This is a genomic window from Sphingomonas profundi (genome assembly GCF_009739515.1).
GTDB lineage: Bacteria > Pseudomonadota > Alphaproteobacteria > Sphingomonadales > Sphingomonadaceae > Alterirhizorhabdus > Alterirhizorhabdus profundi.
Genome location: NZ_CP046535.1, coordinates 1,510,382 through 1,533,644, shown reverse-complemented (window position 1 = coordinate 1,533,644; position 23,263 = coordinate 1,510,382). Strand labels below are relative to the sequence as shown.

20 protein-coding genes and 1 tRNA gene are annotated in these 23,263 nt (G+C 69.4%); 9 read left to right on the top strand and 12 right to left on the bottom strand.

Annotated features, from left to right (window positions below):
• Positions 1-119: 119 nt before the first annotated feature.
• Positions 120-3,587, top strand: a complete 3,468-nt coding sequence (locus GNT64_RS07055; RefSeq protein WP_156678862.1) for a glycosyltransferase — start codon at positions 120-122, stop codon at positions 3,585-3,587.
• A gap of 54 nt (positions 3,588-3,641) precedes the next feature.
• On the opposite strand, the gene GNT64_RS07050 is transcribed toward GNT64_RS07055, so the two are convergent.
• Positions 3,642-5,741 (bottom strand): PQQ-dependent dehydrogenase, methanol/ethanol family, encoded by a 2,100-nt coding sequence (locus tag GNT64_RS07050; RefSeq protein WP_156678860.1) that lies wholly within the window; start codon positions 5,739-5,741, stop codon positions 3,642-3,644.
• Between the two features lie 159 nt (positions 5,742-5,900).
• On the opposite strand from GNT64_RS07050, the gene GNT64_RS07045 reads away from it, so the two are divergent.
• Positions 5,901-6,416: a VOC family protein gene (locus GNT64_RS07045; protein WP_197277307.1), complete on the top strand. Its 516-nt coding sequence runs from the start codon at positions 5,901-5,903 to the stop codon at positions 6,414-6,416.
• A gap of 92 nt (positions 6,417-6,508) precedes the next feature.
• Positions 6,509-7,474: a thioredoxin-disulfide reductase gene (trxB, locus tag GNT64_RS07040; RefSeq protein WP_156678857.1), complete on the top strand. Its 966-nt coding sequence runs from the start codon at positions 6,509-6,511 to the stop codon at positions 7,472-7,474.
• A 133-nt stretch (positions 7,475-7,607) separates the two neighbouring features.
• Here trxB and GNT64_RS07035 read toward each other — a convergent pair whose 3' ends face one another.
• Both GNT64_RS07035 and GNT64_RS07030 read right to left on the bottom strand, forming a co-directional pair.
• Positions 7,608-8,015: a DUF3775 domain-containing protein gene (locus GNT64_RS07035; protein WP_156678856.1), complete on the bottom strand. Its 408-nt coding sequence runs from the start codon at positions 8,013-8,015 to the stop codon at positions 7,608-7,610.
• Between the two features lie 79 nt (positions 8,016-8,094).
• On the bottom strand, positions 8,095-9,348 hold the full coding sequence (locus GNT64_RS07030) for an NAD(P)/FAD-dependent oxidoreductase (RefSeq protein WP_479683745.1): 1,254 nt from the start codon (positions 9,346-9,348) through the stop codon (positions 8,095-8,097).
• A gap of 115 nt (positions 9,349-9,463) precedes the next feature.
• Between GNT64_RS07030 and GNT64_RS07025 the strand changes: the two genes are divergently transcribed.
• Positions 9,464-9,540, top strand: a tRNA-Met gene (locus GNT64_RS07025).
• A 93-nt stretch (positions 9,541-9,633) separates the two neighbouring features.
• Here the strand turns inward: GNT64_RS07025 and GNT64_RS07020 are convergent.
• Positions 9,634-10,188, bottom strand: coding sequence for a superoxide dismutase family protein (locus GNT64_RS07020; protein ID WP_156678855.1), 555 nt, complete (start codon positions 10,186-10,188; stop codon positions 9,634-9,636).
• Between the two features lie 150 nt (positions 10,189-10,338).
• Here GNT64_RS07020 and GNT64_RS07015 point away from each other — a divergent pair, with 150 nt between their 5' ends.
• Positions 10,339-11,619: a nucleotide sugar dehydrogenase gene (locus GNT64_RS07015; protein WP_156678854.1), complete on the top strand. Its 1,281-nt coding sequence runs from the start codon at positions 10,339-10,341 to the stop codon at positions 11,617-11,619.
• Positions 11,620-11,692: 73 nt separating this feature from the next.
• On the opposite strand, the gene phoB is transcribed toward GNT64_RS07015, so the two are convergent.
• The 7 genes from phoB to GNT64_RS06980 form a co-directional block, all read right to left on the bottom strand.
• Positions 11,693-12,391 (bottom strand): phosphate regulon transcriptional regulator PhoB, encoded by a 699-nt coding sequence (gene phoB / locus GNT64_RS07010; RefSeq protein ID WP_156678853.1) that lies wholly within the window; start codon positions 12,389-12,391, stop codon positions 11,693-11,695.
• A gap of 4 nt (positions 12,392-12,395) precedes the next feature.
• Positions 12,396-13,100: a phosphate signaling complex protein PhoU gene (gene phoU / locus GNT64_RS07005; RefSeq protein ID WP_156678852.1), complete on the bottom strand. Its 705-nt coding sequence runs from the start codon at positions 13,098-13,100 to the stop codon at positions 12,396-12,398.
• A 10-nt stretch (positions 13,101-13,110) separates the two neighbouring features.
• Positions 13,111-13,857, bottom strand: a complete 747-nt coding sequence (gene pstB, locus GNT64_RS07000; protein ID WP_231639493.1) for a phosphate ABC transporter ATP-binding protein PstB — start codon at positions 13,855-13,857, stop codon at positions 13,111-13,113.
• Positions 13,858-13,937: 80 nt separating this feature from the next.
• Entirely contained in the window at positions 13,938-15,242 is a 1,305-nt protein-coding gene (pstA, locus tag GNT64_RS06995) for a phosphate ABC transporter permease PstA (RefSeq protein WP_156678850.1), read from the bottom strand.
• Positions 15,235-16,620 carry a phosphate ABC transporter permease subunit PstC gene (gene pstC / locus GNT64_RS06990; RefSeq protein WP_156678849.1) on the bottom strand — a complete coding sequence of 462 codons (1,386 nt, stop codon included), beginning with the start codon at positions 16,618-16,620 and terminating at the stop codon, positions 15,235-15,237. Before pstC ends, pstA begins: the two co-directional genes overlap by 8 nt.
• 7 nt (positions 16,621-16,627) lie before the next feature.
• On the bottom strand, positions 16,628-17,668 hold the full coding sequence (locus GNT64_RS06985) for a PstS family phosphate ABC transporter substrate-binding protein (protein ID WP_156681488.1): 1,041 nt from the start codon (positions 17,666-17,668) through the stop codon (positions 16,628-16,630).
• A 42-nt stretch (positions 17,669-17,710) separates the two neighbouring features.
• Positions 17,711-18,982, bottom strand: a complete 1,272-nt coding sequence (locus GNT64_RS06980; protein WP_156678848.1) for an ATP-binding protein — start codon at positions 18,980-18,982, stop codon at positions 17,711-17,713.
• A 115-nt stretch (positions 18,983-19,097) separates the two neighbouring features.
• Between GNT64_RS06980 and GNT64_RS06975 the strand changes: the two genes are divergently transcribed.
• The 4 genes from GNT64_RS06975 to GNT64_RS06960 are packed head-to-tail and all read left to right on the top strand — an operon-like array spanning position 19,098 to position 21,704.
• On the top strand, positions 19,098-19,547 hold the full coding sequence (locus GNT64_RS06975; protein WP_156678847.1) for a hypothetical protein: 450 nt from the start codon (positions 19,098-19,100) through the stop codon (positions 19,545-19,547).
• A gap of 11 nt (positions 19,548-19,558) precedes the next feature.
• Complete coding sequence (locus GNT64_RS06970) at positions 19,559-19,834, top strand: HPr-rel-A system PqqD family peptide chaperone (protein WP_156678846.1); 276 nt, start codon at positions 19,559-19,561, stop codon at positions 19,832-19,834.
• A complete protein-coding gene (locus GNT64_RS06965) occupies positions 19,831-20,697 on the top strand; it encodes an HprK-related kinase A (RefSeq protein ID WP_156678845.1) in 867 nt (288 codons plus the stop codon). Before GNT64_RS06970 ends, GNT64_RS06965 begins: the two co-directional genes overlap by 4 nt.
• Complete coding sequence (locus GNT64_RS06960; RefSeq protein WP_156678844.1) at positions 20,694-21,704, top strand: nucleotidyltransferase domain-containing protein; 1,011 nt, start codon at positions 20,694-20,696, stop codon at positions 21,702-21,704. The genes GNT64_RS06965 and GNT64_RS06960 overlap by 4 nt, the downstream gene beginning before the upstream one ends.
• 123 nt (positions 21,705-21,827) lie before the next feature.
• Here GNT64_RS06960 and gorA read toward each other — a convergent pair whose 3' ends face one another.
• On the bottom strand, positions 21,828-23,177 hold the full coding sequence (gene gorA, locus GNT64_RS06955; protein WP_156678843.1) for a glutathione-disulfide reductase: 1,350 nt from the start codon (positions 23,175-23,177) through the stop codon (positions 21,828-21,830).
• Between the last annotated feature and the right edge of the window lie 86 nt (positions 23,178-23,263).

The window sequence follows — 23,263 nt, the reverse complement described above, 5'->3', positions numbered from 1 at the left end:
CGCCCGAAGCTCGCGGCGGCGATGCGCCGGGGGATGAGGGTGCCCGTCAGCTTGCAATCAGCCGATTAGCTTATAAAGGTTCGATCGTAAAAGGCGTGCCAGTGGGCGGAGCAAATCGGATGCACAGGTTCCTCGATGGCAGCGCCGGTAAGGACGACATACGCGCCGTATATCTGCTGCTGCTGGCCCGGCCGCCCGAGAACGACATAGTCATTCAGGAGCGCATCGGCCAGACTATAAAGCGCGTCATCACCGATATACTGGGCTCTGGTGAGCTGGGTGTGGTGATGAAGACTGCGATCGAGGGTGGTCGATCGCCTTACGAGCGCCTTGCATTTGCCGACTTCAGGACAGCGGCTAAATGGGTCGCCCGTTTTGCTCCCGCCGCCAGCGATGTCGCGGGCGCAAACTGGTGGGTGCTGCTGGACGCGCTGCTGGGTCGCGAGGAACTGGGCGACGCGATTACCGCGCTGGATCTGGCCGGACTGCGCGATACGGCCGCGTCGCAGGCGCGGGAGAGCGCGAGCCAGTTCTACGCCGAGAGGCCCCTCTTCACCTTCGATGCCGACTGGTATCTCCGCGTCAACGAGAAGGCGCGGCTCGCCCTTTCCAGCGGCATGTTCCCCTCCGCCGAGGATTATTTCCTGGCCGACGGCATACGCGATGGGCAGCAGGCGCTCCCGGCTTTCCCGAACAACCGCGTCGCCTCCTACCGCAAGGTGCTGCGCCAGGGGCCGCTGACGATCGAGCATGTGCTCGCCCAGATGGAGATGGACGCGCGCGCCGGCGAACTCACCCACTGGCTGTTTTCCGCACCCTATTACGCCAAGATCCTTGACTGGAAGCGCGACGCCGAGGAGCAGGACGGCGATCGGCCGACGGAGCGGGGCTCCTACCTCGACTTCCTCCTGTACGGCGATGGCAAGGGCTATAATCCGCATCCCCTGTTCTGCCCGTTCGCATACCGCTCCTATGCCGGCGAGCGGGCGCCCGTCGGGGCGTTCGCGGACTATATAAGGCATGGCTGCTTAGCCGGGCGGCGGACGAGCGCCGTCTTCGACGACGACTATTATCTCGTGACGAACGCGGATGCCCGCTACGCGCTGCTCACCGGCACGCACGTCTCGGCCCTGCACCATTTCCTGACGAGCGGGATGAACCGCGATCTGCCCTTCTCGCCGGATTTCGACCCGGCTTTCTACCTCACCCGCCATCCCGATATCGAAACCGCGATACGCGGCGGCCACATCCCGTCCGCCAGCTACCACTTCATCTTCCACGGCCTGGCGGAAGGCTATGCGCCCAACCCCTATTTCAGCCCGCAATATTATCGCGAGCGCCAGCCGCACGCGCCGGGCGAGATGCGGGAGCTCGGCATCCGATCGGAGCTGGAGCATTTCCTGCTGATCGGCAAGGCGCGCGGCTACAAGCCCTCGCCGCCGCTCGTCAGCGGGCAGCCGGCGATGGATGCCGCCAAGGCGGTGTTCCAGCGCCGCACCCGCCGCAGCTTCAATACGCTGAGCCGCACGCCGCTGGATTTCACACCCTTCTCGGTCGATCCGGCCATCTCGCTGATCGTGCCGGTGTTCAACGAGGTGGAGTTCACCGCCCGCTTCCTGGAATGCGCCTATTTCGCCGCCGCCTTCCTGAAGCAGGCGACCGGCCTCGGCTGCGAGGTGATCGTCGTCGACAATGGCAGCGAGGACGGCACCGACCGGCTGCTCGCGCGCTGCCCCGGCCTCGTGATCGTCCGCTTCCCCGGGCCGATCGGCTTCCCGCGCGCGGTGAATGCCGGCGTCGCCCAAGCGCGTGGCAAGGTGATCGTGGTCGCGAACAACGATATCGAGTTCGCGCCGGACACGCTGGTGAAGGTGCACGGGCGGCTGGCGGCGGACGACTGGATCGGGCTGCTGGGCGGCCTCACCATCCTGCCCAACGAGACGCTGCAGGAGGCGGGCTCCTTCCTGGACCACACGGCCGGCGTGATCGGGCTCGGCCGCCACGAGGATCCGTGGAACGAATATTTCCAGGGCGTGCACGAGGCGGACTATTGCACCGGCAGCTTCATCGCCTTCCGCCGGGCGGACTATGATGCGGTGGACGGCTTCGACGAGGCGTTCTCCCCCGGCTATTATGAGGAGACGGACTTCAGCTTCCGCCTCCACGAGACGCTGGGCAAGAAGGCGGCGATCGATTCCGCCATCCAGATCAACCATTTCGAACATGCGAGCTTCGGCAAGGGTCGTCCGCCGACGACCGCCTACGCGCTGATCCGCCGCAACCAGGCCCGCTTCGCCGAGAAGCATCGCGCGGCGCTGGCGCAGCGGCCGTCTCCCCTGGCGTTGCGTGGCGGGGCGGGGGCCAAGCCGCAGACGATCGACCGCACCCGGCTGCTGGTGATCGAGGATCTGATGCCGGACAGGCGGCTCGGCTCCGGCTTCGTCCGCTCGGCCCAGCTGCTCGGCGGGCTCAGCGATGCGGGCGTCGCCTACGATCTGCTCGTGCTGAATCCAAGCTCCGTCGTCGACGATTATTCCGATCCGCTCGTCACCGTCTATCGCGGCTGGATGGCGGGCGAGGATGTCGAGACGGTGCTCTCGCGCGATGGCGGCGCCTATTCGCACATCATGGTCTGCCGGACGCACAACCTCACCCGCTTCGGCGGCCTGATCGAGCGGCTGCGCCACCAGCACGGCTTCAAGGTGATCTGCGACACGGAAGCGCTGAGCGTGCTGCGGCTGCTGGAGACGAAGCGGCAGGCCGGCCGGCCGGTGGACGCGGCCGAGCAGCAATCGGCCGTGCGGCTGGAGCTGGACGCGCCCGTGAGCGTCGCCCACTGGATCGCCGTGAGCCCCTATGAGCGCGAGCTGATCGAGGCGGCGGGCTTCGGCCCGACATCGATGATCTGCCACCGCTTCGATCGCGCGCCGGCCGGTACGCCGCGCCCGTTCGACGAGCGGCGGCGCGTGCTGGCGGTGGGCGCCATCCACGAGGCCGGCGCGCCCAACCATGACGGGCTGCTGTGGTTCATGGACCGCATCTACGGCGAGTGTCGCGAGGCGATGGCCGGGCTCACCCTCACGATCGTCGGCTACTGGCATCCCGAGGTGCGCGAGAGCTTCGAGGCACGCTATACGGATGCCGCGATCGAGTTTGCCGGCGTGGTGTCCGAAGCGCGGCTGGCCGAGCTCTATGCCGAGACCCGGATCGCGATCGCGCCGACGCGCTTCGCGGCGGGCGTCGCCTCCAAGGTGCTGGAGCCGATGATGCTCGGCGTTCCGGTGGTGATGACCGATCTGCTGGAGGAGCAGATCGTCGGCAGCCAGGCGGTCGGGACGAGCGGGCTGGCGGTGGCGCGGCGGGATGACGGCGGCCGGTCGTTCGCCGACTGGATGTGCGCGCTCGCCACCGATGCCGGCACGTGGGAGCGCGTCCGCGAGGCGCAATATGCCGCCGCCGCGCCGCTGGGCGGGGCAAAGGCCTTCGATGACGGCATCCGCCACCTGATCCTCTCTGCCGGCCTGGCGCCCGCCGGGCGCCGCGCGAAGGCCGCCCCGCGACGGACGCTGGCGGACGCGATCGAGTAGCTCCCGCCTTCGGGGTCGTCGCCGGGCACAGCCGCGACGACCCGCCCGCCACGCCTATTTGCGCGTGCGCAGGGCGGCGGCCTCGCTGCGGATATACTGGCGCAGGTGGAGCATCTCGGCGTCGGTCAGCTCCTCGAAACGGGGCATGCCGTTCGGCACCAGCGCGCCGCCGCGCACCACCGCGTTGAACGCCTCGGCGTCGGTCGGCACCGGCGACTGGCGGAGATCGGGCGCGATGCCGGCGGCGATCGCGTAGACGCCGTGGCACACGGCGCAGCGCCGGCCATATATCTCTATGCCGGCATCGGCCGACGCCTTGTCCGCCTTGTAGGTCGGATCGTCGGAGGCGGTGATGACGGCCTTCTCGGCCTTCGGCAGCACGCCCTTGCCGCCGATCGCGAAGGTGAGCACGCGGCGCGCCTGGGTGCGATAGTCGATGCCGTATCGCTCGATCAGCGGGCCGAAGGCGGCGCCGCTGGTGCCCATGCCTGTCAGCACGGTGACATATTGGCGGCCGCCGGCGCGGTAGGTAATCGGCGGCGCGGTGACGGGCGCCTGCGCCGCGAACGACCATAGCCGCTTGCCGCTGCCCGCCTCATAGGCATTGAACGCGCCGTCTATCTGTCCCTGGAAGACGAGGTTGCCCGCGCTCGCCATGATGCCGCCGTTCCAGAAGCCCGGCGTCGGCACCTTCCACGCCTGCTTCTGCGTCACCGGGTTCCACGCGATCAGGGCGCTCGTGGCGTTCAGCGGGCCCGCATCCTTCACCACGAAATTGGGGTTGGCGGCGCCATCCACCGCGCTGCCGGGCGTGCGCTTCCACGTCGGCTGGGTGATGCCGTCGTCATTGTAGCTCGTCGCCATCTCGATCGCGGGGATGTAGACGAGGCCCGCCTTCGGGCTGAAGGCCATCGGCAGCCAGGTATGCGCGCCGACCGGGCCGGGCCACATCGTGAAGGTGGTGCCCTTGGGATAGCGCGACGCCGGATTCTCCACCGGCCGGCCGGTGGCGAGATCGATCTTCGAGGCCCACGTCACCTTCACGAACGGCTCGGCCGAGATCAGCTTTCCGTTGGTCCGGTCGATCACGTAGAAGAAGCCGTTCTTCGGCGCCGTCATCAGCACCTGCCGCCGGGCGCCGCCGATCGTCAGATCGGCCAGCTCCATGTCCATCGCGGCATTATAGTCCCACGTCTCGCCGGGGTTGGTCTGGTAGTGCCACTTGTACGCGCCGGTCCTGGCATCCAGCGCCACGATCGAGGAGAGGAACAGGTTGTCGCCCTGGTCGAGGCTGCGGACCTTGCGGTTCCACGGCGCGCCGTTGCCCACGCCGATCAGGATGGTGTCGGTGCCGGCATCGTAGGTCATCGCGTTCCACACGGTGCCGCCGCCGCCATATTTCCACCACTCGCCCGCCCAGGTCTTGGCCGCCATTTCCATCGCCTTGTTCTCGAACCCGTCGGCCGGGTTGCCGGGCACGGTGTGGAAGCGCCACAGCAGCTTGCCCGTCTCGGCATCGTAGGTGGAGACGTAGCCGCGGATCGAGCCCACGTCGGCGCCGCCATGGCCGATGATCACCTTGCCGTCGAACACGCGCGGCGGGCCGGAGATGAAGCGGACGTCGTCCTTGTCCACCGTCATCGTGCTCCACACCGGCTTGCCGGTCTTCGCGTCGATGGCGATCAGCCGGCCGTCATGCGCGCCGGTGTAGATCTTGCCGTTCCAGTAGGCGATGCCGCGGCTGCCCCAACCCTGCCGAAGCTTGTGCCCGGCGGCTTCCGGCGCCTTGGGATCGTAGGTCCACAATTCGCGGCCAGTCGCGGCGTCCACCGCCTGCACCACGCTGTAGCCGCGGGCGAAATAGAGCGTGCCGTCCACCGCCAGCGGCGCCGTCACGGAATTGCCGAACGGCAGATCGAGCGACCAGGCGAGGCCGAGCTGGCTCACGTTGCGATCGTTGATGTCGGCCAGCGGGCTGTAATGCTGTTCGCCGAAGGTGCGGCCGAAGGCGGCCCAATCGTCGCCGCCGCTGGCATCGGCCAGGCGGGCGGCGTCTTTCGATGCCTGCGGTCGGGGCGTCGCCGCCGACTGGAGCGCGGCGGCCGCCAGCGCGGTGATCGCGGCGGCGGCGGTGAAACGCAGGGTACGACCCATCGGGCATCCTCTTCGGTCCGTGCGGCGCGATCGCCCTGCGCCGGGCATCACCCCTCGCTTGGCGCGGCCGCCCGCGCACCTGCGTAAAACGACAGCTAAGCGTCGCGCCCCGCCACGCCGAAAGAGGAGTGCGGGATCATCATGCGAGGAGTGCCGGAGATGTCGATTGCGAGCCTGGGGCCGATCATGCAGCTCGCCTTCGTGCCGGAGGATATCGAGGCGGCGATCGCCCACTGGCTGTCGCTGGGCGCCGGCCCGTTCTTCCGCCTGCGCCACATCGCCTACAAGCGCGCGACCCATCGCGGCGCGGAGACGAACATCGATTTCTCGATGGCGGTCGGTTACTGGGGCGACATGCAGATCGAGCTGATCGACCAGCATAACGACGCCCCCTCGATCTACCGCGACTGGCTGGACGCGGGCCGTACCGGGCTGCACCATGTCTGCATCGAGGTGGACGACATCGCGGCGGCGCGGCGCGAGGCGCAGGCCGCCAACGCCGAGATCCTGCAGGATATCGTGCTGGAGGGAGTGGAGGCGATCTACGTCGATCCCGGCCAGGGCGCGCCGCTGATCGAGCTGATCGAGGGAGCGGGCCTGAAGCCCGTGTTCGCGATGATGCGCGATGCCGCGCGGGATTGGGACGGCAGCGATCCGGTGCGCGAACTGGGCTGAGGCCACGCCAGGCCGGGTCACGGCAGAGCGGCCGTGCTTGACTCGCCGGTGCGCGCGCATATCTCGCTGGGCCGAACTTCAGCGAGACCGTGATGACCGCCACCCATTCGACCCGCATGCTCATCCTCGGCTCCGGGCCGGCCGGTCTCTCCGCCGCCATCTACGGCGCGCGCGCCGGCATGGCGCCGATCGTGGTGCAGGGCATCCAGCCCGGCGGCCAGCTGATGACCACCACCGACGTGGAGAATTATCCCGGCTTCCGCGACGTGATCCAGGGCCCGTGGCTGATGGAGCAGATGCAGGCGCAGGCCGAGCATGTCGGCGCCAAGATGATGTGGGATATGATCGTCGACGTCGATCTCAGCCAGCGCCCGTTCCGCCTCACCGGTGACGGCGGCGACGTCTATGTCTGCGACACGCTGGTGATCGCCACCGGCGCGCAGGCGAGATGGCTGGGGCTGGAGAGCGAGACGCGGCTGCGCGGGCAGGGCGTATCCGCCTGCGCGACGTGCGACGGCTTCTTCTTCCGCGGCAAGAAGGTGGCGGTGATCGGCGGCGGCAACACCGCCGTGGAGGAGGCGCTGTACCTGACCAACCACACGCACGACGTGACGCTGATCCACCGCCGCGACAGCTTCCGCGCCGAGAAGATCCTGCAGGAGCGGCTGTTCAAGCATCACGGCATCAAGGTGCTGTGGAACAAGGAGGTGGCGGAGTTCATCGGGGGGGAGGGCAATGCCGGCCTGGTCGCATTGGACCTGCGCGACACCAAGACCGGCGAGATCAGCCGGCTCGACGTGGACGGCGGCTTCGTGGCGATCGGCCACCACCCCTCCACCGAACTATTCGTCGGCAAGCTCGACCATGACGATGACGGCTATCTGCGGGTGAAGCCGGGCACGTCGCTCACCAACATCCCCGGCGTGTTCGCCTGCGGCGACGTGGCCGACAAGGTCTATCGTCAGGCGATAACCGCCGCCGGCACCGGCTGCATGGCCGCGCTGGACGCCGAGCGCTTCCTGGCGGAGGTGGACTTCGAGGAGGGCGTGGCCGCCTGAACCCTCGCCACGACGAGGACTGAATCCATGTCTTGCGCGGCGAACGGCACCCGAGCGCGGGAGAGACATGGATGTCAGCCTGCCCCGGCACGACGTTTTAGGGCGCGCGTGCCGACGCGCGCCCGGCCGAGCCTCAGTCGATCTGGCCGATGCCCTCGCAGCTGAGATCGAACGCCGCCAGCCCGGCGTCGAGATAGCCGGCCAGCATCGGCATATCGAGCAGCTGGTCGATCGGGTCTTCCGCGTCGGCGTCGTTCGCCTCCTCCAGCGCGTCTTCCCACTCGCTGGCGTCGTAGGTGCCACGGCCGACCCAGGCGAGAGCCAGGATCTCGGCGATCTGATCGTCGGCCAGATCATCCAGCGCGGCCATCATCTCGGCCTCAATCGATTCGTTCGCCTCATCCTCCAGCACGGCCATGCCGTCGTCGGAGTCGGTGGGATCGGCCTCCTCGTCGGTCTCGATGGCCGGCACCTGGGCCTCCAGCTCGCGGGCCCGGACGATCAGGCGACACACCGTCTCAAGCGAAACCGAAAGCTCCATCGCACCACTCCTCGCACAGCAGGTTCGAGCCGGGAACGAGAGGAGGGGCGCGCGGTTCCGCTGCCGCCGCGATCGTGGCTCAGGCGGCGAGCGACTTCAGCGGGATCGCCGGATCGGCCAGGCTCGCCGGCGGCGGGGCGAGGCCGCCGAGCACCAGCGCACGGCCCTGCACATAATCCTTGGTGGCGTTCACGCAATCGAGCGCGATCACCTTGCCCTCGCGCAGATACACCACGGAGAAGCTGCGCGACGCCGGCTCGCCACGCACGATCGCCGCATCGAAGCCGGTGGATAGGCCCACCGTCTGCAGGCGCAGATCATATTGGTTGGACCAGAACCACGGCACCGCATGATAGGGGTCGGCCGCGCCCATGATCGTCTTGGCGACCAGCGTCGCCTGATCGTTGGCGTTCTGCACCGATTCCAGCCGGATGGTGGCGCCACGCGCGAAATCATTGGCGTGGGCGGCGCAATCGCCGATGGCGAAGATGTCGGGCAGGCTGGTGCGGCACTGCGCATCCACCAGCACGCCGTTGCCGCCCTCGGCGCCGGCCTCCAGCAGCGGCTCGACGGCGGGGACGATGCCGATGCCGACGATCACCATCTCGGCCGGCAGCACCTCGCCGTCGCTCATGTGCACGCCGGTGACGCGGGCGGGCTCGTCCTCGCCGACGGACTGGAAGCCGACGAGGCCGTCCACCTTGGCGCCCAGCCGCACGTCCACGCCGTGGGCGCGATGCTCCGCCTCGTAGAAGCGCGACAGCGGCTCGCCGGCGACGCGCGCGAGCACCCGGTCGAGCGCCTCCAGCACCGTGACCGTCTTGCCGAACTTGGTGAGGACGGCGGCCGCCTCCAGCCCGATATAGCCGCCGCCGATCACCACGACGTTGGTCACGCCGTCCAGCTCCCCCATCATCCGGTCGACGTCGGCGCGGGTGCGCACGCCGTGCACGCCGACGAGATCGTGGCCGGGGCAGGAGAGGCGGCGCGGGCTGCCGCCGGTCGCCCAGATCAGCGTGCCGTAGCCGATCGACGAACCGTCGGCCAGGACGACGGCGTGCGCGGCCGGATCGACCGAGACGACGCGGCGATCCAGCAGCAGCGCCACCTCCCGCTCCGCCCAGAAGGTGGCCGGGCGGATCAGGATGCGCTCGAACGTCTTCTCGCCCGACAGATATTCCTTGGAGAGCGGCGGGCGTTCGTAGGGCGGTTCCGGCTCATCGCCGAGCAGCGCGATCGTGCCGGCGAACTTCTGCTGCCGCAGCATCAGTGCCGCCTGTGCGCCGCCATGTCCGGCGCCCACGATCAAGACGTCGTACCGCTCCACCATCATCTCCCCGAGCTTATCGATTCCTTCGCGGCTCTATCGCGTCGCGCCGCCGGACGCCAGTTGACCCTGGCGTGAGCCGTGCCTATAGGCGCCGCACCGCGATGGCATCGCCGATCGGGGCGGAGTAGCTCAGCTGGTTAGAGCAGCGGAATCATAATCCGCGTGTCGGGGGTTCAAGTCCCTCCTCCGCTACCATCCCATGCACGAAGAGGTTTCGCGACAACAGTTCAGGCGGCGCAGGGTCGGCGCGGTCGCCGCCTCGCGACGGGCGATCGCGCGTCGTCTCCCTCAGCCGGCGTTGATGACGCCGCACGCGATACGGCCGCCGCTGTTGCCGCTGGGATCGGTGGTGTAATCGTCGGCGGCGGCGTGGATCACGATCGCGGCGCCGTCGGCATCGATCAGCGGCGTGGCGCCGCCGGTGAGGGTGCCCGGCAGGGTCGCCTCCAGCCGGCCCGTTCCGTCCGCCCCGGCGATCAGGTTCGGCACGTCGCCCATGTGCGGGCCGCCCGGCGCATCCTTGCCGTGCTTCATGTTCGTCGGGTTCCAGTGCGGCCCGGCGCTGGTGAAGCCCGGTGCCTCGCACCGGCCGACGGTGTGGATGTGCAGGCCGTGCGCGCCGGGGGTGAGGCCCTTGCCCTCCACGACGAGGCGCACGCCATCCTTCACCGGCGTGAACGTGGCGGTGCCCATCACCATGCCGGCCTCGTTCGTCAGGGTGGCGCTGGCGGGCGGGGCGGCCATCGCCGTGCTGCCGGCGGATCGCATGCCCTTGCCGTCCATCGAGCAGGCGGCGAGGGCGACGGTAGTGCCGAGCAGGCAGAGGGTGAGGGTGCGGCGCATGGTCAGTGTCTCCCGATGATGGACGCCAACGCGGCAGCCCGGCGCGGGTTGCCGCCAGCCTTGTGCCGCGTCGTTAATGCAAACTCAAACACAGGCGTGGATAAGCCGGGCGACCAGCAGGCATAGCGGCACGGCCGCCACGGGGGAATCATGGTTGCAGTTTCGGACCCGCACGTCGTCGTGATCGGCCTCGGCTATGTCGGGCTGCCGCTGGCGGTGGCTCTGGCCGAGAGCTTCAAGACGACCGGCTTCGACATCGATCGCAGCCGCATCGACCAGCTGCGCCGGGGCGAGGACCGCACGCGCGAGATCGATGCCGAGCGAATGAAGGCATCCCCGCTGCTGCTGACGAGCCGCGCGGCCGATGCGACCGGCGCCGACGTCTACATCGTCACCGTGCCGACGCCGGTGGATGCGCAGAACCAGCCCGATCTCGGCCCGCTGATGCGCGGCACCCGCACCGTGGGCTCGCTGATCCGGCCGGGGCGGGAGACGCTGGTGATCTACGAGAGCACCGTCTATCCCGGCGTGACGGAGGATCTGTGCGGCGCGGAGCTGGAGCGCGTCTCCGGCTGCAAGCGCGGCGTGGACTTCTTCCTCGGCTACAGCCCCGAGCGGATCAATCCGGGCGACCGCGAGCACACGATCGACCGCATCGTGAAGGTGGTGGCCGGCGAGACGCCCGAGATCACCGATCGCATCGCCGCCATCTACGATCGGGTAACGACCGCCGGCACCTTCCGCGCGGCATCGATCAGGGCGGCGGAGGCGGCCAAGGTGATCGAGAACGCCCAGCGCGACATCAACATCGCCTTCATGAACGAGATCACGCAGATCTTCGCCGGCCTCGGCATCTCCATCTGGGACGTGCTGGATGCGGCCGGCACCAAGTGGAACTTCCTGAAATTCCACCCCGGCCTGGTCGGCGGCCACTGCATCGGCGTGGACCCCTATTATCTCTCGTATCGCGCGCAGCAGATCGGCCACGATCCGCAGGTGATCCTCTCCGGCCGCTCGATCAACGACGAGATGGGCGGCTGGGTGGCCGATCAGCTGCATGCCCGGCGCGGGCACAAGGCCGGATCGGTGCTGGTGCTGGGCCTGACCTTCAAGGAGGACGTGCCCGACCTGCGCAACAGCAAGGTGGTGGACGTGATCCGCCGGCTGGAGACGCTGGGCCATGTCGTGACCGTCCACGATCCGCTGGCGGACGGATCGGAGGCGGCGCACGAATATGGCCTGGCGCTGGTGCCGGAGGCGCTGGAGGCGCGCTACGACCTGGTGCTGGGCGCGGTGCCCCACGCCGGCTACCGCGCGCTGACCGCCGAGGCGCTGCGCGGACTGACCGAGGATGGCGGCCTGATCGCCGACCTGAAGGGCATGTGGCGCGGCGTGGCGCTGCCCGGCGACGTGGACCGCTGGACGCTGTAGCGGCGCGACGCGTGGCGTCGGGCGGCAATCATTCGAGGACGCGTCAGGCGAGGCGGCCGGGAGGGGGAGGGCTCTACGCCGCCTCTTCGTCCAGCGCATAGCCCGCCGAGCGCACCGTGCGGATGATGTCGCTGCGACCGCCATCGTTGATCGCCTTGCGCAGGCGACGGATGTGGACATCCACCGTGCGCGGCTCGATGTCCGCCTCGCGCCCCCAGACGGAGTCGAGCAGCCGCTCGCGCGAGAAGACGCGGCCGGGATGTTCGAGGAAGTGGCGCAGCAGGCGGAACTCGGTGGGGCCGAGCGGCACGCTGTCGCCGCCGCGGCGCACCTTGTGGGCCACCGTGTCCATCTCGATATCGGCATAGGCAAGCCGCTCGCCGGCCAAAGCCGGGCGCACCCGCCGCAGCACCGCGCCGACGCGGGCGACCAGCTCGCGCGGGGAGAAGGGCTTGGTGACGTAGTCGTCCGCGCCCGTCTCCAGCCCGCGCACGCGATCCTCCTCCTCGCCGCGCGCCGTCAGCATGATGATCGGCACGTTGGCGGTATCGGGCAGGCGGCGCAGGCGGCGGCAGACCTCGATGCCGGAGATGCCGCCCTCGATCATCCAGTCCAGCAGCACCAGATCGTGCGGCTGCTCGCGCGCCAGCATCAGCGCCTCCTCGCCGTCGGCGGTATGCTCGACGGTGAAGTCCTCGCGCTCGAAATGCCAGATCAGCAGCTCGGCGAGCGCGGCGTCGTCCTCGACCAGCAGCAGGCGGGCGCGGGCCATCGCGTCAGACCCCCCGGGCCAGGCTGTCGGTGCCCTTCGGGCGCTCGGCCATCTGCTGCCCGGTCGCGGCGAAATAGACCATTTCAGCGATGTTCGTCGCATGATCGCCGATGCGCTCGAGATTCTTGGCGATGAACAGCAGGTGGGTCGCCGCGGTGATCGTGTGCGTATTCTCCATCATGTGGGTCAGCAGCGCGCGGAACAGGCTGTTGTAGAAATCGTCGACCTCACGGTCGCTCTCGCACACGCGGATGGCGCCGTTGGGGTCGCGCGCGGCATAGGCGTCCAGCACGCCCTTCACCATCGCGGAGACGGCGCGCGACATGGCCGGCAGGATGGAGAGCGGCTCGATGCTCTTGGCGCCCTCCAGCACCGGCACGCGCTTGGCGATGTTCTTGGCATAATCGCCCATCCGCTCGATCACGCCGGAGATCTTCAGCGCCGCCAGCACGTCGCGCAGATCGTCCGCCATCGGCGCGCGCAGGGCGATCAGGCGCAGCGCCTGCCGCTCGATCTCGGCCTCGATCGCGTCGATCTTCTTGTCCTCGTCGACGATGCGGGCGGCGGCGTCCAGATCGCGGTGGATCAGCGCCTGCATCGAATCGGAGATGGCGGCCTCCGCCCGGCCGCCCATCTCCGCCACCAGCGCGCGCAGCTGGCCGAGATCGTCGTCGAACGCCTTGACGGTATGTCCGGTCGTCGTCGCCATGAGACTCTCCTCAGCCGTAGCGGCCGGTGATGTAATCCTTGGTCCGCGTCTGGCGGGGATTGGTGAAGATATCGGATGTGTCGCCATATTCCACCAGCGTGCCGAGGTGGAAGAAGGCGGTGCGCTGGCTGACGCGCGCGGCCTGCTGCATGTTGTGGGTGACGATCACGATGGCGTAGCGGCCGCGCAGCTCGTGGATCAGCTCCTCGATCTTGGCGGTGGCGATCGGGTCCAGCGCGGAGCAGGGCTCGTCCATCAGGATCACCTCGGGATCGACGGCGATCGCGCGGGCGATGCACAGGCGCTGCTGCTGGCCGCCGGAAAGCGCGGTGCCGCTCTCGCTCAGCCGGTCCTTCACCTCGTCCCACAGGCCGGCGCGGCGCAGCGACTGCTCGACGATGCGGTCCATCTCCGCCTTGGCGCCGGCGAGGCCGTGGATGCGCGGGCCGTAGGCGACATTCTCGTAGATCGACTTGGGGAACGGGTTGGGCTTCTGGAACACCATGCCGACGCGGGCGCGCAGCTGCACCACATCCATGCCGCTGGAGTAGATATTCTCGCCGTCCAGCGTGATCTCGCCCTCCACGCGGGCGGAGGCGACGGTGTCGTTCATCCGGTTGAGCGTGCGCAGGAAGGTGGACTTGCCGCAGCCGGACGGGCCGATGAAGGCGGTGACGTTCTCGCGCGTCACGTCGATCGAGACGTCGTTGATCGCCTGCTTCGGCCCGTAGAACACGTTGACGTGCCGCGCCGTCATCTTGAGCGTCTCGCCCGGCGCGGCCTGCTGGTGCGCGGCGAGATCGTTGAGGGTGCTATCAGCCATGACTTTTTCAGGCATCACCAGCGTCTTTCGAAGCGATTGCGCAGATAGATGGCCAAGCCATTCATCAGCAGCAGGAAGATGAGAAGGACGATGATCGCGGCGGACGTCTTCTCGACGAACCCGCGGCTCACCTCGTCCGACCAGAGGAAGATCTGCACCGGCAGCACCGTGGCGGGCGCGGACAGGCCGCCGGGCGGCGAGGAGATGAAGGCGCGCATGCCGATCATCAGCAGCGGCGCCGTCTCGCCCAGGGCGCGGGCCATGCCGATGATCGTGCCGGTGAGGATGCCGGGCAGCGCCAGCGGCAGCACGTGGTGGAACACCACCTGCACCCGGCTGGCGCCGATGCCCAGCGCCGCGTCGCGGATCGAGGGCGGTACGGACTTGATGGCGTTGCGCCCGGCGATGACGATCACCGGCATCGTCATCAGCGCCAAGGTGAGGCCGCCGACGATCGGCGCCGAGCGCGGCATGTTGATGAAGTTGAGGAACACCGCGAGGCCGAGGAGGCCGAAGATGATCGAGGGCACCGCCGCCAGATTGTTGATCGAGACCTCGATCAGGTCGGTCCAGCGGTTCCGCGGGGCATATTCCTCAAGATAGAGGGCGGAGAGCACGCCGATCGGGAAGGCGAGCACCAGGGTGACGAACATCGTCAGCAGCGATCCCTTGAGCGCGCCCCAGATGCCGACGAGCGTGGGATCGGTGGAGTCGGCGCTGGTCAGGAAGGCCAGGTTGAAGCCCGTCCGCGTGGCGCCCGCGCCGGAGAGCCGGGCATAGGTCGCCTCGTCCTCGGGCGCGGCCTCGCTCTTGGCGGCGAGATCGATGCCGGTCGCGGCCGGCACCCAGATGTCGGCCTTGCCCTTCAGCAGCGCCGGATCGGCGGCGACCGCGTCGCGCACCTTCAGCCAGGCGCCGTCGGACAAAAGGCGGGCGCCGCCCTCGCCGTAAGCGGCATCGGCGGCGGCGGCGGTGGCCCCCTCGAAATCGGCGGCGGCGAGGGCCGCGTCCTTGCCCGCGCCGCCGAGCGCGGCCGGATCGATCATCAGCGTGGAGCGGGGAAACTCGATCGGCAGCTTCAGCTCGGTCTGGGTGAAGCCGCGCGCGCCGTTGCCGATCATCGTGACGAGCAGGAAGATGAGGAAGCCGGCCGAGATGACCACCGCCGACAGGCCGAGCAGGCGGAAGCGCCGCTCCGCCGCGTAGCGGCGGCGGATGCGGCCCTGCATGGCGCCGCCCTTCCAGTCGGTGGGCGTGCGGGCGGGGGCGGCGGGTTCCGCTCCCGTGGCCGGAATGCCGGCGACGAGCGAGCTATTCATAGGCTTCCCGATATTTCTTCACGACCCGAAGGGCGACGATGTTCAGCGCCAGGGTGACGAGGAACAATACGAGGCCGAGCGCGAAGGCGGCGAGCGTCTTGGCGCTGTCGAACTCCTGGTCGCCGGTCAGCAGCTGGACGATCTGGGTCGTCACGGTGGTGACGCTGGCGAACGGATTGAGCGTGAGGTTGGCGGCGAGGCCGGCGGCCATCACCACGATCATCGTCTCGCCGATCGCGCGGGATACGGCCAGCAGCACGCCGCCGACTACGCCGGGCAGGGCGGCCGGCACCAGCACCTTGCGGATCGTCTCCGACGTAGTGGCGCCCATCGCCAGCGACCCGTCCCGCATCGACTGCGGCACGGCGGCGATGCTGTCGTCCGCCATCGAGGAGACGAAGGGGATGATCATCACGCCCATCACCAGGCCGGCAGCGAGCGCGCTCTCCGACGAGGCGCCGGATATGCCAACCGTCACCGCGAAGCTGCGCAGCGCCGGTGCCACGGTGAGGGCGGCGAAATAGCCGTAGACCACGGTCGGCACGCCGGCGAGTATCTCCAGGATCGGCTTCATCCACTTGCGCACCTGCGGCCGGGCATATTGCGTCAGGTAGATCGCGCTCATCAGGCCGAGCGGGATGGCGACGGCCATGGCGATGATCGCGCCGATGAAGATCGTGCCCCAGAATAGCGGCACCGCACCGAACGCGCCGGAGGATCCGACCTGATCGGCGCGGATCGCCGTCTGCGGGCTCCAGGTGAGGCCGAACAGGAACTCGATCGGGTTCACCTTGGCGAAGAAGCGCAGCGATTCGAACAGCAGCGACGCGACGATGCCGACGGTGGTGAGGATCGCGATCAGCGAGGCGACGAGCAGCGTGCCCATCACCACCCGTTCCACCTGCGTGCGGGCGCGGAACTGCGGGTTCAGGCGGGTGAAGGCCCACGCCCCGCCGGCAAAGGCGAGCAGCAGGGCGGCGACCGTGCCGATGATCGCGTAGCGCATGTCCGCCGCCTGATAGGCCGCGAGCAAGGTATTGGAGATGGGGTTGAAGGCGGCGGCGACGCTGCCGTCCGCTAGGCCGCGCACCTCGGCCAGGATGGCGCTGCGCTCCATGCCCGGCGGCGGCAGCGCGGCGGCGGCCGGGCTGTCCAGCGCGGCGCCCATCACCAGGCCGGGCGCCACGTTGTTCCAGACCGCGAAGAAGATCAGCGCCGGCACGATCGCCCACAGGGCGACGTACCAGCCGTGGTAGTTGGGCCGCGAGTGGGCGCGCACGCCGCCGACCGGGGCGAAGCGGGCGGCCTTGGCCCGCGCCGTCGCCCAGGCGACGCCGCCGAGCCCGAGGATCAGGAAGAGAAGCACGGCCCCCGACATGATCCGGTCATTCCGCCTTGGCGGGATCGAACGGGGTCAGCTTGGTCGCGATCTCCAGGTTCGCGGCGCGGACCGCGTCCGGCGCGGCGATCAGGCCGCGGCGCTTGAGATAGCCGTCCGGGTTCCAAGCGCTCGCATATTCGGCGACGAACTGCTTGAGACCCGGGATGGCGGTGAGGTGCGCCGACTTCACGTAGATGAACAGCGGCCGCGCGCCCGGATATTCATAGCTGGCAATCGATTCGTAGGTCGGCACCACGCCCTTGATGGCGATGCCGCGCAGCTTGTCGGCATTCTCCTCGAGGAAGCTGTAGCCGAAGATGCCGACCGCGTCGGGGTTCGCTACCAGCTTCTGAACGATCAGATTGTCGTTCTCGCCCGATTCCACATAGGCGCCATCTTCGCGCACCTTGCTGCAGATCGCCTTGTGCTTGTCGGAGTCGCTCTTCTTCAGCGCCGCCATCTCTGGGTTGGCGTCACAGCCCTTGTCCAGGATCAGCTCGGCGAAGGCGTCGCGCGTGCCGCTGGTCGGCGGCGGGCCGAACACCTTGATGGCCACCGCCGGCAGAGCGGGGTTCACGTCCTTCCACGTCTTGGCCGTCTGCGGCTTGCCGTAGGGCTCGGCGGCGAGGGCCTTGTAGATGTCCTCCTGCGTCAGCTTCATCGCAGCACCGGCCTTGCTCTCGGCCATGGCGATGCCGTCGATGCCGATCTGGATCTCGACGATCTCCTTCACGCCGTTCTTGGCGCAATCCTCGACCTCGGACTTCTTGATCCGGCGCGACGCGTTCTCGATATCCGGGAACTGTGCGCCGACACCGGCGCAGAACAGCTTCATGCCGGCGCCGGTGCCCGTCGACTCGACGATCGGCGCCTTGAAGCCGGCATTCTTGCGGGCGAACTGCTCCGCCACCGCAGTGGTGAACGGATAGACCGTGGAGGAGCCGACCGCGCGGATCTGATCGCGCGATGCGCCGCCGGCCTCGCCGCCGCCGCTGGCCGCATTGTTCTGGCAGCCGGCCAGCGTAAGTGCGGCAAGGCCGGTCATCAGGATCGTTCTGGTCACGTAAGGAGCCTCCGCAGATGCCGTTCAGGCGCGCTCGATATCGCCTATCGACGGGTTCGGTGCGTCCTGTGTGACGAGTGCGTTGCACTTTGATGACACGGCCTCCGGCGCCACCGGCAGGCGCACGCTGACGACGGTGCCGCGGCCCACGACGCTGTCTATCTCCAGCCGCCCGCGATGCCGCTCGACGATGTGCTTGACGATGGCGAGGCCCAGGCCGGTGCCGCCCACGGCACGGCTGCGGCCCGGATCGACGCGGTAGAAGCGTTCGGTCAGCCGCGGCAGATGCTCGCGCGCGATGCCCTCGCCCTCGTCGGCCACGGTCAGCCGTACCGTGGCGCCCTCGCTCGCCAGCCCCACGCGCACGGGGCCGCCGGCGCGGCCATATTTGATCGCGTTGCCGATCAGATTGTGGAGCAATTGCGTCAGCTGCACCCGATCGCCGGCGACGTCGGGCGTTTCCGCGCCGGCCGTCACGACGATGCGGTCGCGCGCGATCGACTGGGCGACGGCGATCCCGTCGCTCACCTCGGCGGCGAGATCGACGAGCGACACCGCGGCCTGCGGCGCGCGATGCCGCTCCGCCTCGATGCGGGAGAGCGACATCAGATCCTCGATCAGCCGCTGCATGCGCCGCGCCTCGCCCATCATCGTCTTCAGGAAGCGCAGGCGGGTGGCGGAATCCTGCGGGCCGTTCGCCACCTCCAGCGTCTCGATGAAGCCCAGCAGGGTGGCCAGCGGCGTGCGCAGCTCGTGGCTGGCATTGGCGACGAAATCCACCCGCATCCGCTCGGCCGCGCGGGCGGCGGTGCGATCGGCCAGCCGCACCAGCAGGCCGCCCTGGCCAAGCGGGTGGATCGCCATCTCCCAGTGGCGCTCGCTGCCGCCCAGACCGGCCAGCTCCACCGGCTGGCCGGCCACGCCGTCGCTCAGCACGGCCGACAGCCGGGCGCCGGCCGCCGGATGGCGGATCGCCAGGCGCACATCCTCCCCCACGATATGCTGGCCGAGCAGATCGGTGGCGGCGGCATTGGCATGCGTCACGCGGTGCCGCTCGACGAACAGCAGCGGCTCGCTGATCGACGCGGCGACCTCGGCCAGTCCCGGCTCGGCCGTCGGCTCGGGCGTGGCCACGGGCTCCGGCGCGGGCAGCGGCCACAGGCCGAACCAGCAGGCGAGGCCGCAGCCGAGCGCCGCCAGCGCGATGCCGCCGCGCGGATCGGCATAGGCGACGAAGCCCGCGGCCAGCATCGCCAGCGGCGCCAGGACGGACCGGAGTCTCTGTAGTCGGTTCATGCTGTCACGCCCTGATCCAGCCAGTCGAATCGCCTTCTGCACGCAAGAAGGCTCCGGCGTATCGCCATTTCGCGTCTTTACTATTATGCAGCAAAGCCGGGCATAAGGTGGAACGATGACTGATACTGGCGATGATCGCGGACCGGACGTTGCCCGGCCGGAGACGACCGACGGGGACGCGGCCGGCAGCGTGCCCGCCAGCGCCACGCGGCGCGGGCTGATGCTGGGCGCCGCCGCCGCGTCCACCGTGGTGACGATCCGCCCGGCGCTGGCGCAGGCGGCCGGATCGGTGATGAACTGCCAGATCCCGGTGCCCGATCCGCGCATGGGATCGAACAAGTGGATCGATCCGCGCGGCAGGGTGGTGGACGCCGGCACGCCGGGCGCGTTCCGCGCGCCCAACCGGCCGTTCACCGCCGAGCAGGTGAAGAAGGCGATGCAGGGCGCCAACTTCCCCAATGCGGACTATGACACAAGCCGGGCCTACATGGCCTATATCCGCAAGATGCAGAACGGCACGAGCGGCTTCACCTGCTACCAGTCGCTCCAGATGCCGCGCCCCTGAGGCGCATCGCAATGACGCTCTACCGCGCCGACCCGCCGGCGCTGCGGCCGAGCGTGTCGGCGGAGGGCATGACCCTGCTCTACCATCGCCCGTCCGGCACCACCCACGTGCTGCTGTCCCCCGCGCCCGAAATCCTGGCGGCGCTGGCGGACGGCCCCGCCGATGCCGCGACGATCGCCGCGCGCTTGCTCGCCGGCCACGCGATCGAGACGGAGGAGCCGATCGCGGAGGTGATCGCGGCACGGCTGGCGGAACTGGCCGAGGCGGGGCTGGTGGCCGCCGCGTGAGGCACGCCTTCGCCGTGAAGGTGGGGCCGGTGGGCTTTCGCGTGGGGTCCGCCTGGCGCGGCCCGATCGTGGCGCTCGCGGCGCTCTACGCCGGCTATCCCGCGCCAGACGGCGCCGTTCCCGATTTCACCGTGCGGCTGGAGCCGGAGCGGCCGTGGCGCCGCCTGCTCCGCCCCTCCGTGGCGGTGCGCGGCGATTACGTGATCCCGGACGCGGCGCCGCTGCCGCTGGCGCAGGGCCTGCTCGCCGCCGAGATGGGGATGAACCTGCAGATGGCTCTGGGCGCGCGCCGCTGGCTGCTGCTCCACGCCTCCGGCGTCGAGCGGGACGGGCGGGCGCTGCTGATGTCGGGCCACTCGGGCGCCGGCAAGTCGACCCTCTCCGCGCTGCTGGCGGAGCGGGGCTGGCGGCTGCTCGGCGACGAGTTCGCCCTCGTCGATCTCGCCAGCGGCGCGGTGCATCCCTTTCCCCGCCCGATCAGCCTGAAGAACGAGGCGATCGCGGTGATGGCGGCCGAGGTGGCGGCGGACCGGCTCGGCCCGCTGCTGGCCGGCACGCCGAAGGGCGACGTCCGCCACCTGCGCCCGCCCGCCGACGCGATCGCGCGGATGGGCGAGACGGCGCGCCCGGCGCTGCTGCTGTTCCCGCGCTTCGGCCATGTCGAGGATGTGCGGCCGATGGGCGAGGTGGAGACGTTCGTGCGGCTAACGCAGGCGTCGACCAACTATATCGCGCTCGGCGAGGCGGGATTCGCGGCGCTCACCGGGCTGGTCCGGTCCGTGCCGGCGCTGGCGATCGACTATGCCGATACCGCCGGCGCCGTGCGGCTGGTCGAGCGGTTATGGGCGGAGATGGCGCGATGAGCCCGGCGCGGATGCTGGTGGCGGTGCTGGCCGATCCGGCCCGCGCCGCCGGGCTTCCGGCGGATGCCTGGACCGGCCTGCTCACCGTCGCCCGCGCCGAGCTGCTGATCGGCAGCCTCGCCTTTCGCCTGAAGGGGCTCGCCGTGCCGCCGCCGGTCGCCGCGATCCTGGCCGATGCGGTGATCTCGGCGGAGCATGGCCGCATGCAGGCGCTGTGGGAGGCGGAGATGGCCCGCCGTGCGCTCGCCCCGCTCGGGCTGCCGGTGGTCCTGCTGAAAGGCACCGCCTTCGTCGCGGCCGGGCTCGATGCCGGGGTGGGGCGGTCGATCGGCGATCTCGACATCCTCGTGCCGCGCGACGCGCTGGACGAAGTCGAGCAGGCGCTGCGTGCGAGCGGTTGGGAGTGGGTAAAGGAGGACGCGTATGACGATCTCTATTATCGCCGCTGGATGCACGAGCTGCCGCCGCTGACCCACCCGGCGCGCGACCGCATGATCGACGTGCACCACACGATCCTGCCGCTCACCGCGCGGCCCACGCCCGATGCGGCGGCGCTGATCGCCGACAGCGTGGCGCTGGAGAACGGCCTGCGCGTCCTCGATCCCGCCGACATGGTGATCCACGCCGCCGCGCACCTGCTGGCCGACGGCGACCTCGCCGGTGGCCTGCGCAACCTGTGGGACATCGACCGGCTGCTGCGCGAGCAGGGCGGCCGGCCAGGCTTCTGGAGCGATCTTGCGCAGCGGGCAGGGCGGCACCAGCTGCGCCGCGCGACGGCGCTGGCGCTGCGGCTGGCGACCCGCCTCTACGAGACGCCGGTGGACGAGAAGCTCGCAGGGCGTGCCGGCCCGGCCGACCGGCTCTACGCCCGCCGCCTGCTGGCGCGTGACGGCTGGGGGCGGCAGCGGCACAGGGCGACCCGGCTGGGCTTCTACGTCCGCTCGCACTGGCTTCGCATGCCGCCGCTGATGCTGGCGCGCCACCTGTTGGTGAAGGCGCGGCGCTAAGGCATACCGACATCGACCGGATCAGGCCGGTTCTACCTGTATTTCATACAAACCGCTCAGCCCCTCCTGAGGATGAGCGGACATGTAGAAAGCCTGTCGATACGCCCTAGACGGCCGGGCCGCTCACTTCATCAGCACCAGTTCCTCCGCCATGGAGGGGTGCAGCGCCACGGTCTCGTCCCACGCCTGCTTGGAGAGGCCGGCCTTCACCGCCACCGCCGCCGCCTGCAATATCTCCGGCGCGTCCGGGCCGATCATGTGCAGGCCGACGACCCGCTCGGTCTGCTCCTCGACGATCATCTTGTAGAGCGCGCGCTCGTGCCGGCCGGCCAGCACGTTCTTCATCGCCCGGAAGTCGGAGGTGTAGATCTTCACCGATCCCAGCTTGTTGCGCGCCTGCGCCTCCGTCAGCCCCACGCCGGCCATCGGCGGGTGGCTGAACACGGCGCTGGGGATGTTCGTATAGTCCACGCGGTGCGGCTTGTTGCCGAACACCGTGTCGGCAAAGGCCTGTCCCTCGCGGATCGCCACCGGCGTCAGCTGCACGCGGTTCGTCACGTCGCCCACGGCGTAGATGCTGTCGACGTTCGACTTGTTGTCGGCGTCCACCACCACCGCGCCGTGCTTGTCCAGTTCGACGCCGGCCTCCTCCAGCCCCAGCCCCCTGGTCTTGGGCACGCGGCCGGTGGCGAACATCAGCACGTCGGCATGCAGCGGATCGCCGCCGCCGCCGGTGTGGACGATCAGCGATCCGTCCTCCTGCTTCTCCACCTTCTCGAACGGCGCGTGGAAGCGGAAGTCGATGCCCTTGGTCATCGAGATCTGGAGCAGCCGGTCGCGGATCTGCTCGTCATAGCCGCGCAGGATCTGGTCGGTGCGGTTGACGATCGTCACGTGCGCGCCAAAGCCGTGGAAGATGCCGGCGAACTCGTTGGCGATGTAGCCCCCGCCGGCGATCACGACGCGCTTCGGCATCGTCTCCAGGTGGAACGCCTCGTTGGAGGTAATGCCGTGCTCGGCCCCCTCGCAATCGGGCCGCGCCGGCCACGCGCCGACCGCGATCAGGATCGTCCGCGCAGTCACCTGGCGCCCGCCGGCCAGGGTGATGTCGTGCGGTCCAGTCACGGTCGCCCGCTCGTGGATGACCTCCACCTTGTTGCTGTCGAGCGTGTTCGTGTAGATCCCTTCCAGCCGCGTCACCTCGGCCAGCACGCTGTCGCGCAGGCGCGGCCAGTCGAACGCGCACTCCGGCACGTCCCAGCCGAACTGCTTGGCATCGTGCAGGTCCTCGGCGAAGTGCGATCCGTAGACGAGCAGCTTCTTGGGCACGCAGCCGCGGATCACGCAGGTGCCGCCGACGCGATGCTCCTCGGCGATGGCCACCTTCGCGCCATAAGCGGCGGAGACGCGGGCGGCCCGCACGCCGCCCGATCCCGCGCCGATGACGAAGAGGTCATAGTCGTACTGGGCCATCCGTCGCTCCTGAAAACCGTTGGGCTGGAGGTAGGGGGCCGCCAAGCCGAGGGCAAATGGCTATTCGCGATCAGACTGATCGGCCG

Excerpts from the sequence above, each read along its gene's own strand:
- GNT64_RS06960 (WP_156678844.1), top strand. The coding sequence starts at position 20,694 with ATGAGCCCGGCGCGGATGCTGGTGGCGGTGCTGGCCGATCCGGCCCGC.
- trxB (WP_156678857.1), top strand. The coding sequence starts at position 6,509 with ATGACCGCCACCCATTCGACCCGCATGCTCATCCTCGGCTCCGGGCCG.
- pstB (WP_231639493.1), bottom strand. The coding sequence starts at position 13,857 with ATGACGGCGCGGCACGTCAACGTGTTCTACGGGCCGAAGCAGGCGATC.
- phoU (WP_156678852.1), bottom strand. The coding sequence starts at position 13,100 with ATGGCGACGACGACCGGACATACCGTCAAGGCGTTCGACGACGATCTC.
- GNT64_RS07015 (WP_156678854.1), top strand. The coding sequence starts at position 10,339 with ATGGTTGCAGTTTCGGACCCGCACGTCGTCGTGATCGGCCTCGGCTAT.
- GNT64_RS07035 (WP_156678856.1), bottom strand. The coding sequence starts at position 8,015 with ATGGAGCTTTCGGTTTCGCTTGAGACGGTGTGTCGCCTGATCGTCCGG.
- GNT64_RS07045 (WP_197277307.1), top strand. The coding sequence starts at position 5,901 with ATGTCGATTGCGAGCCTGGGGCCGATCATGCAGCTCGCCTTCGTGCCG.
- GNT64_RS06980 (WP_156678848.1), bottom strand. The coding sequence starts at position 18,982 with ATGAACCGACTACAGAGACTCCGGTCCGTCCTGGCGCCGCTGGCGATG.
- GNT64_RS07020 (WP_156678855.1), bottom strand. The coding sequence starts at position 10,188 with ATGCGCCGCACCCTCACCCTCTGCCTGCTCGGCACTACCGTCGCCCTC.
- pstC (WP_156678849.1), bottom strand. The coding sequence starts at position 16,620 with ATGTCGGGGGCCGTGCTTCTCTTCCTGATCCTCGGGCTCGGCGGCGTC.
- GNT64_RS07030 (WP_479683745.1), bottom strand. The coding sequence starts at position 9,348 with ATGATGGTGGAGCGGTACGACGTCTTGATCGTGGGCGCCGGACATGGC.
- pstA (WP_156678850.1), bottom strand. The coding sequence starts at position 15,242 with ATGAATAGCTCGCTCGTCGCCGGCATTCCGGCCACGGGAGCGGAACCC.
- gorA (WP_156678843.1), bottom strand. The coding sequence starts at position 23,177 with ATGGCCCAGTACGACTATGACCTCTTCGTCATCGGCGCGGGATCGGGC.
- GNT64_RS07055 (WP_156678862.1), top strand. The coding sequence starts at position 120 with ATGCACAGGTTCCTCGATGGCAGCGCCGGTAAGGACGACATACGCGCC.
- GNT64_RS06985 (WP_156681488.1), bottom strand. The coding sequence starts at position 17,668 with ATGACCGGCCTTGCCGCACTTACGCTGGCCGGCTGCCAGAACAATGCG.
- phoB (WP_156678853.1), bottom strand. The coding sequence starts at position 12,391 with ATGGCCCGCGCCCGCCTGCTGCTGGTCGAGGACGACGCCGCGCTCGCC.
- GNT64_RS06975 (WP_156678847.1), top strand. The coding sequence starts at position 19,098 with ATGACTGATACTGGCGATGATCGCGGACCGGACGTTGCCCGGCCGGAG.
- GNT64_RS06970 (WP_156678846.1), top strand. The coding sequence starts at position 19,559 with ATGACGCTCTACCGCGCCGACCCGCCGGCGCTGCGGCCGAGCGTGTCG.
- GNT64_RS07050 (WP_156678860.1), bottom strand. The coding sequence starts at position 5,741 with ATGGGTCGTACCCTGCGTTTCACCGCCGCCGCCGCGATCACCGCGCTG.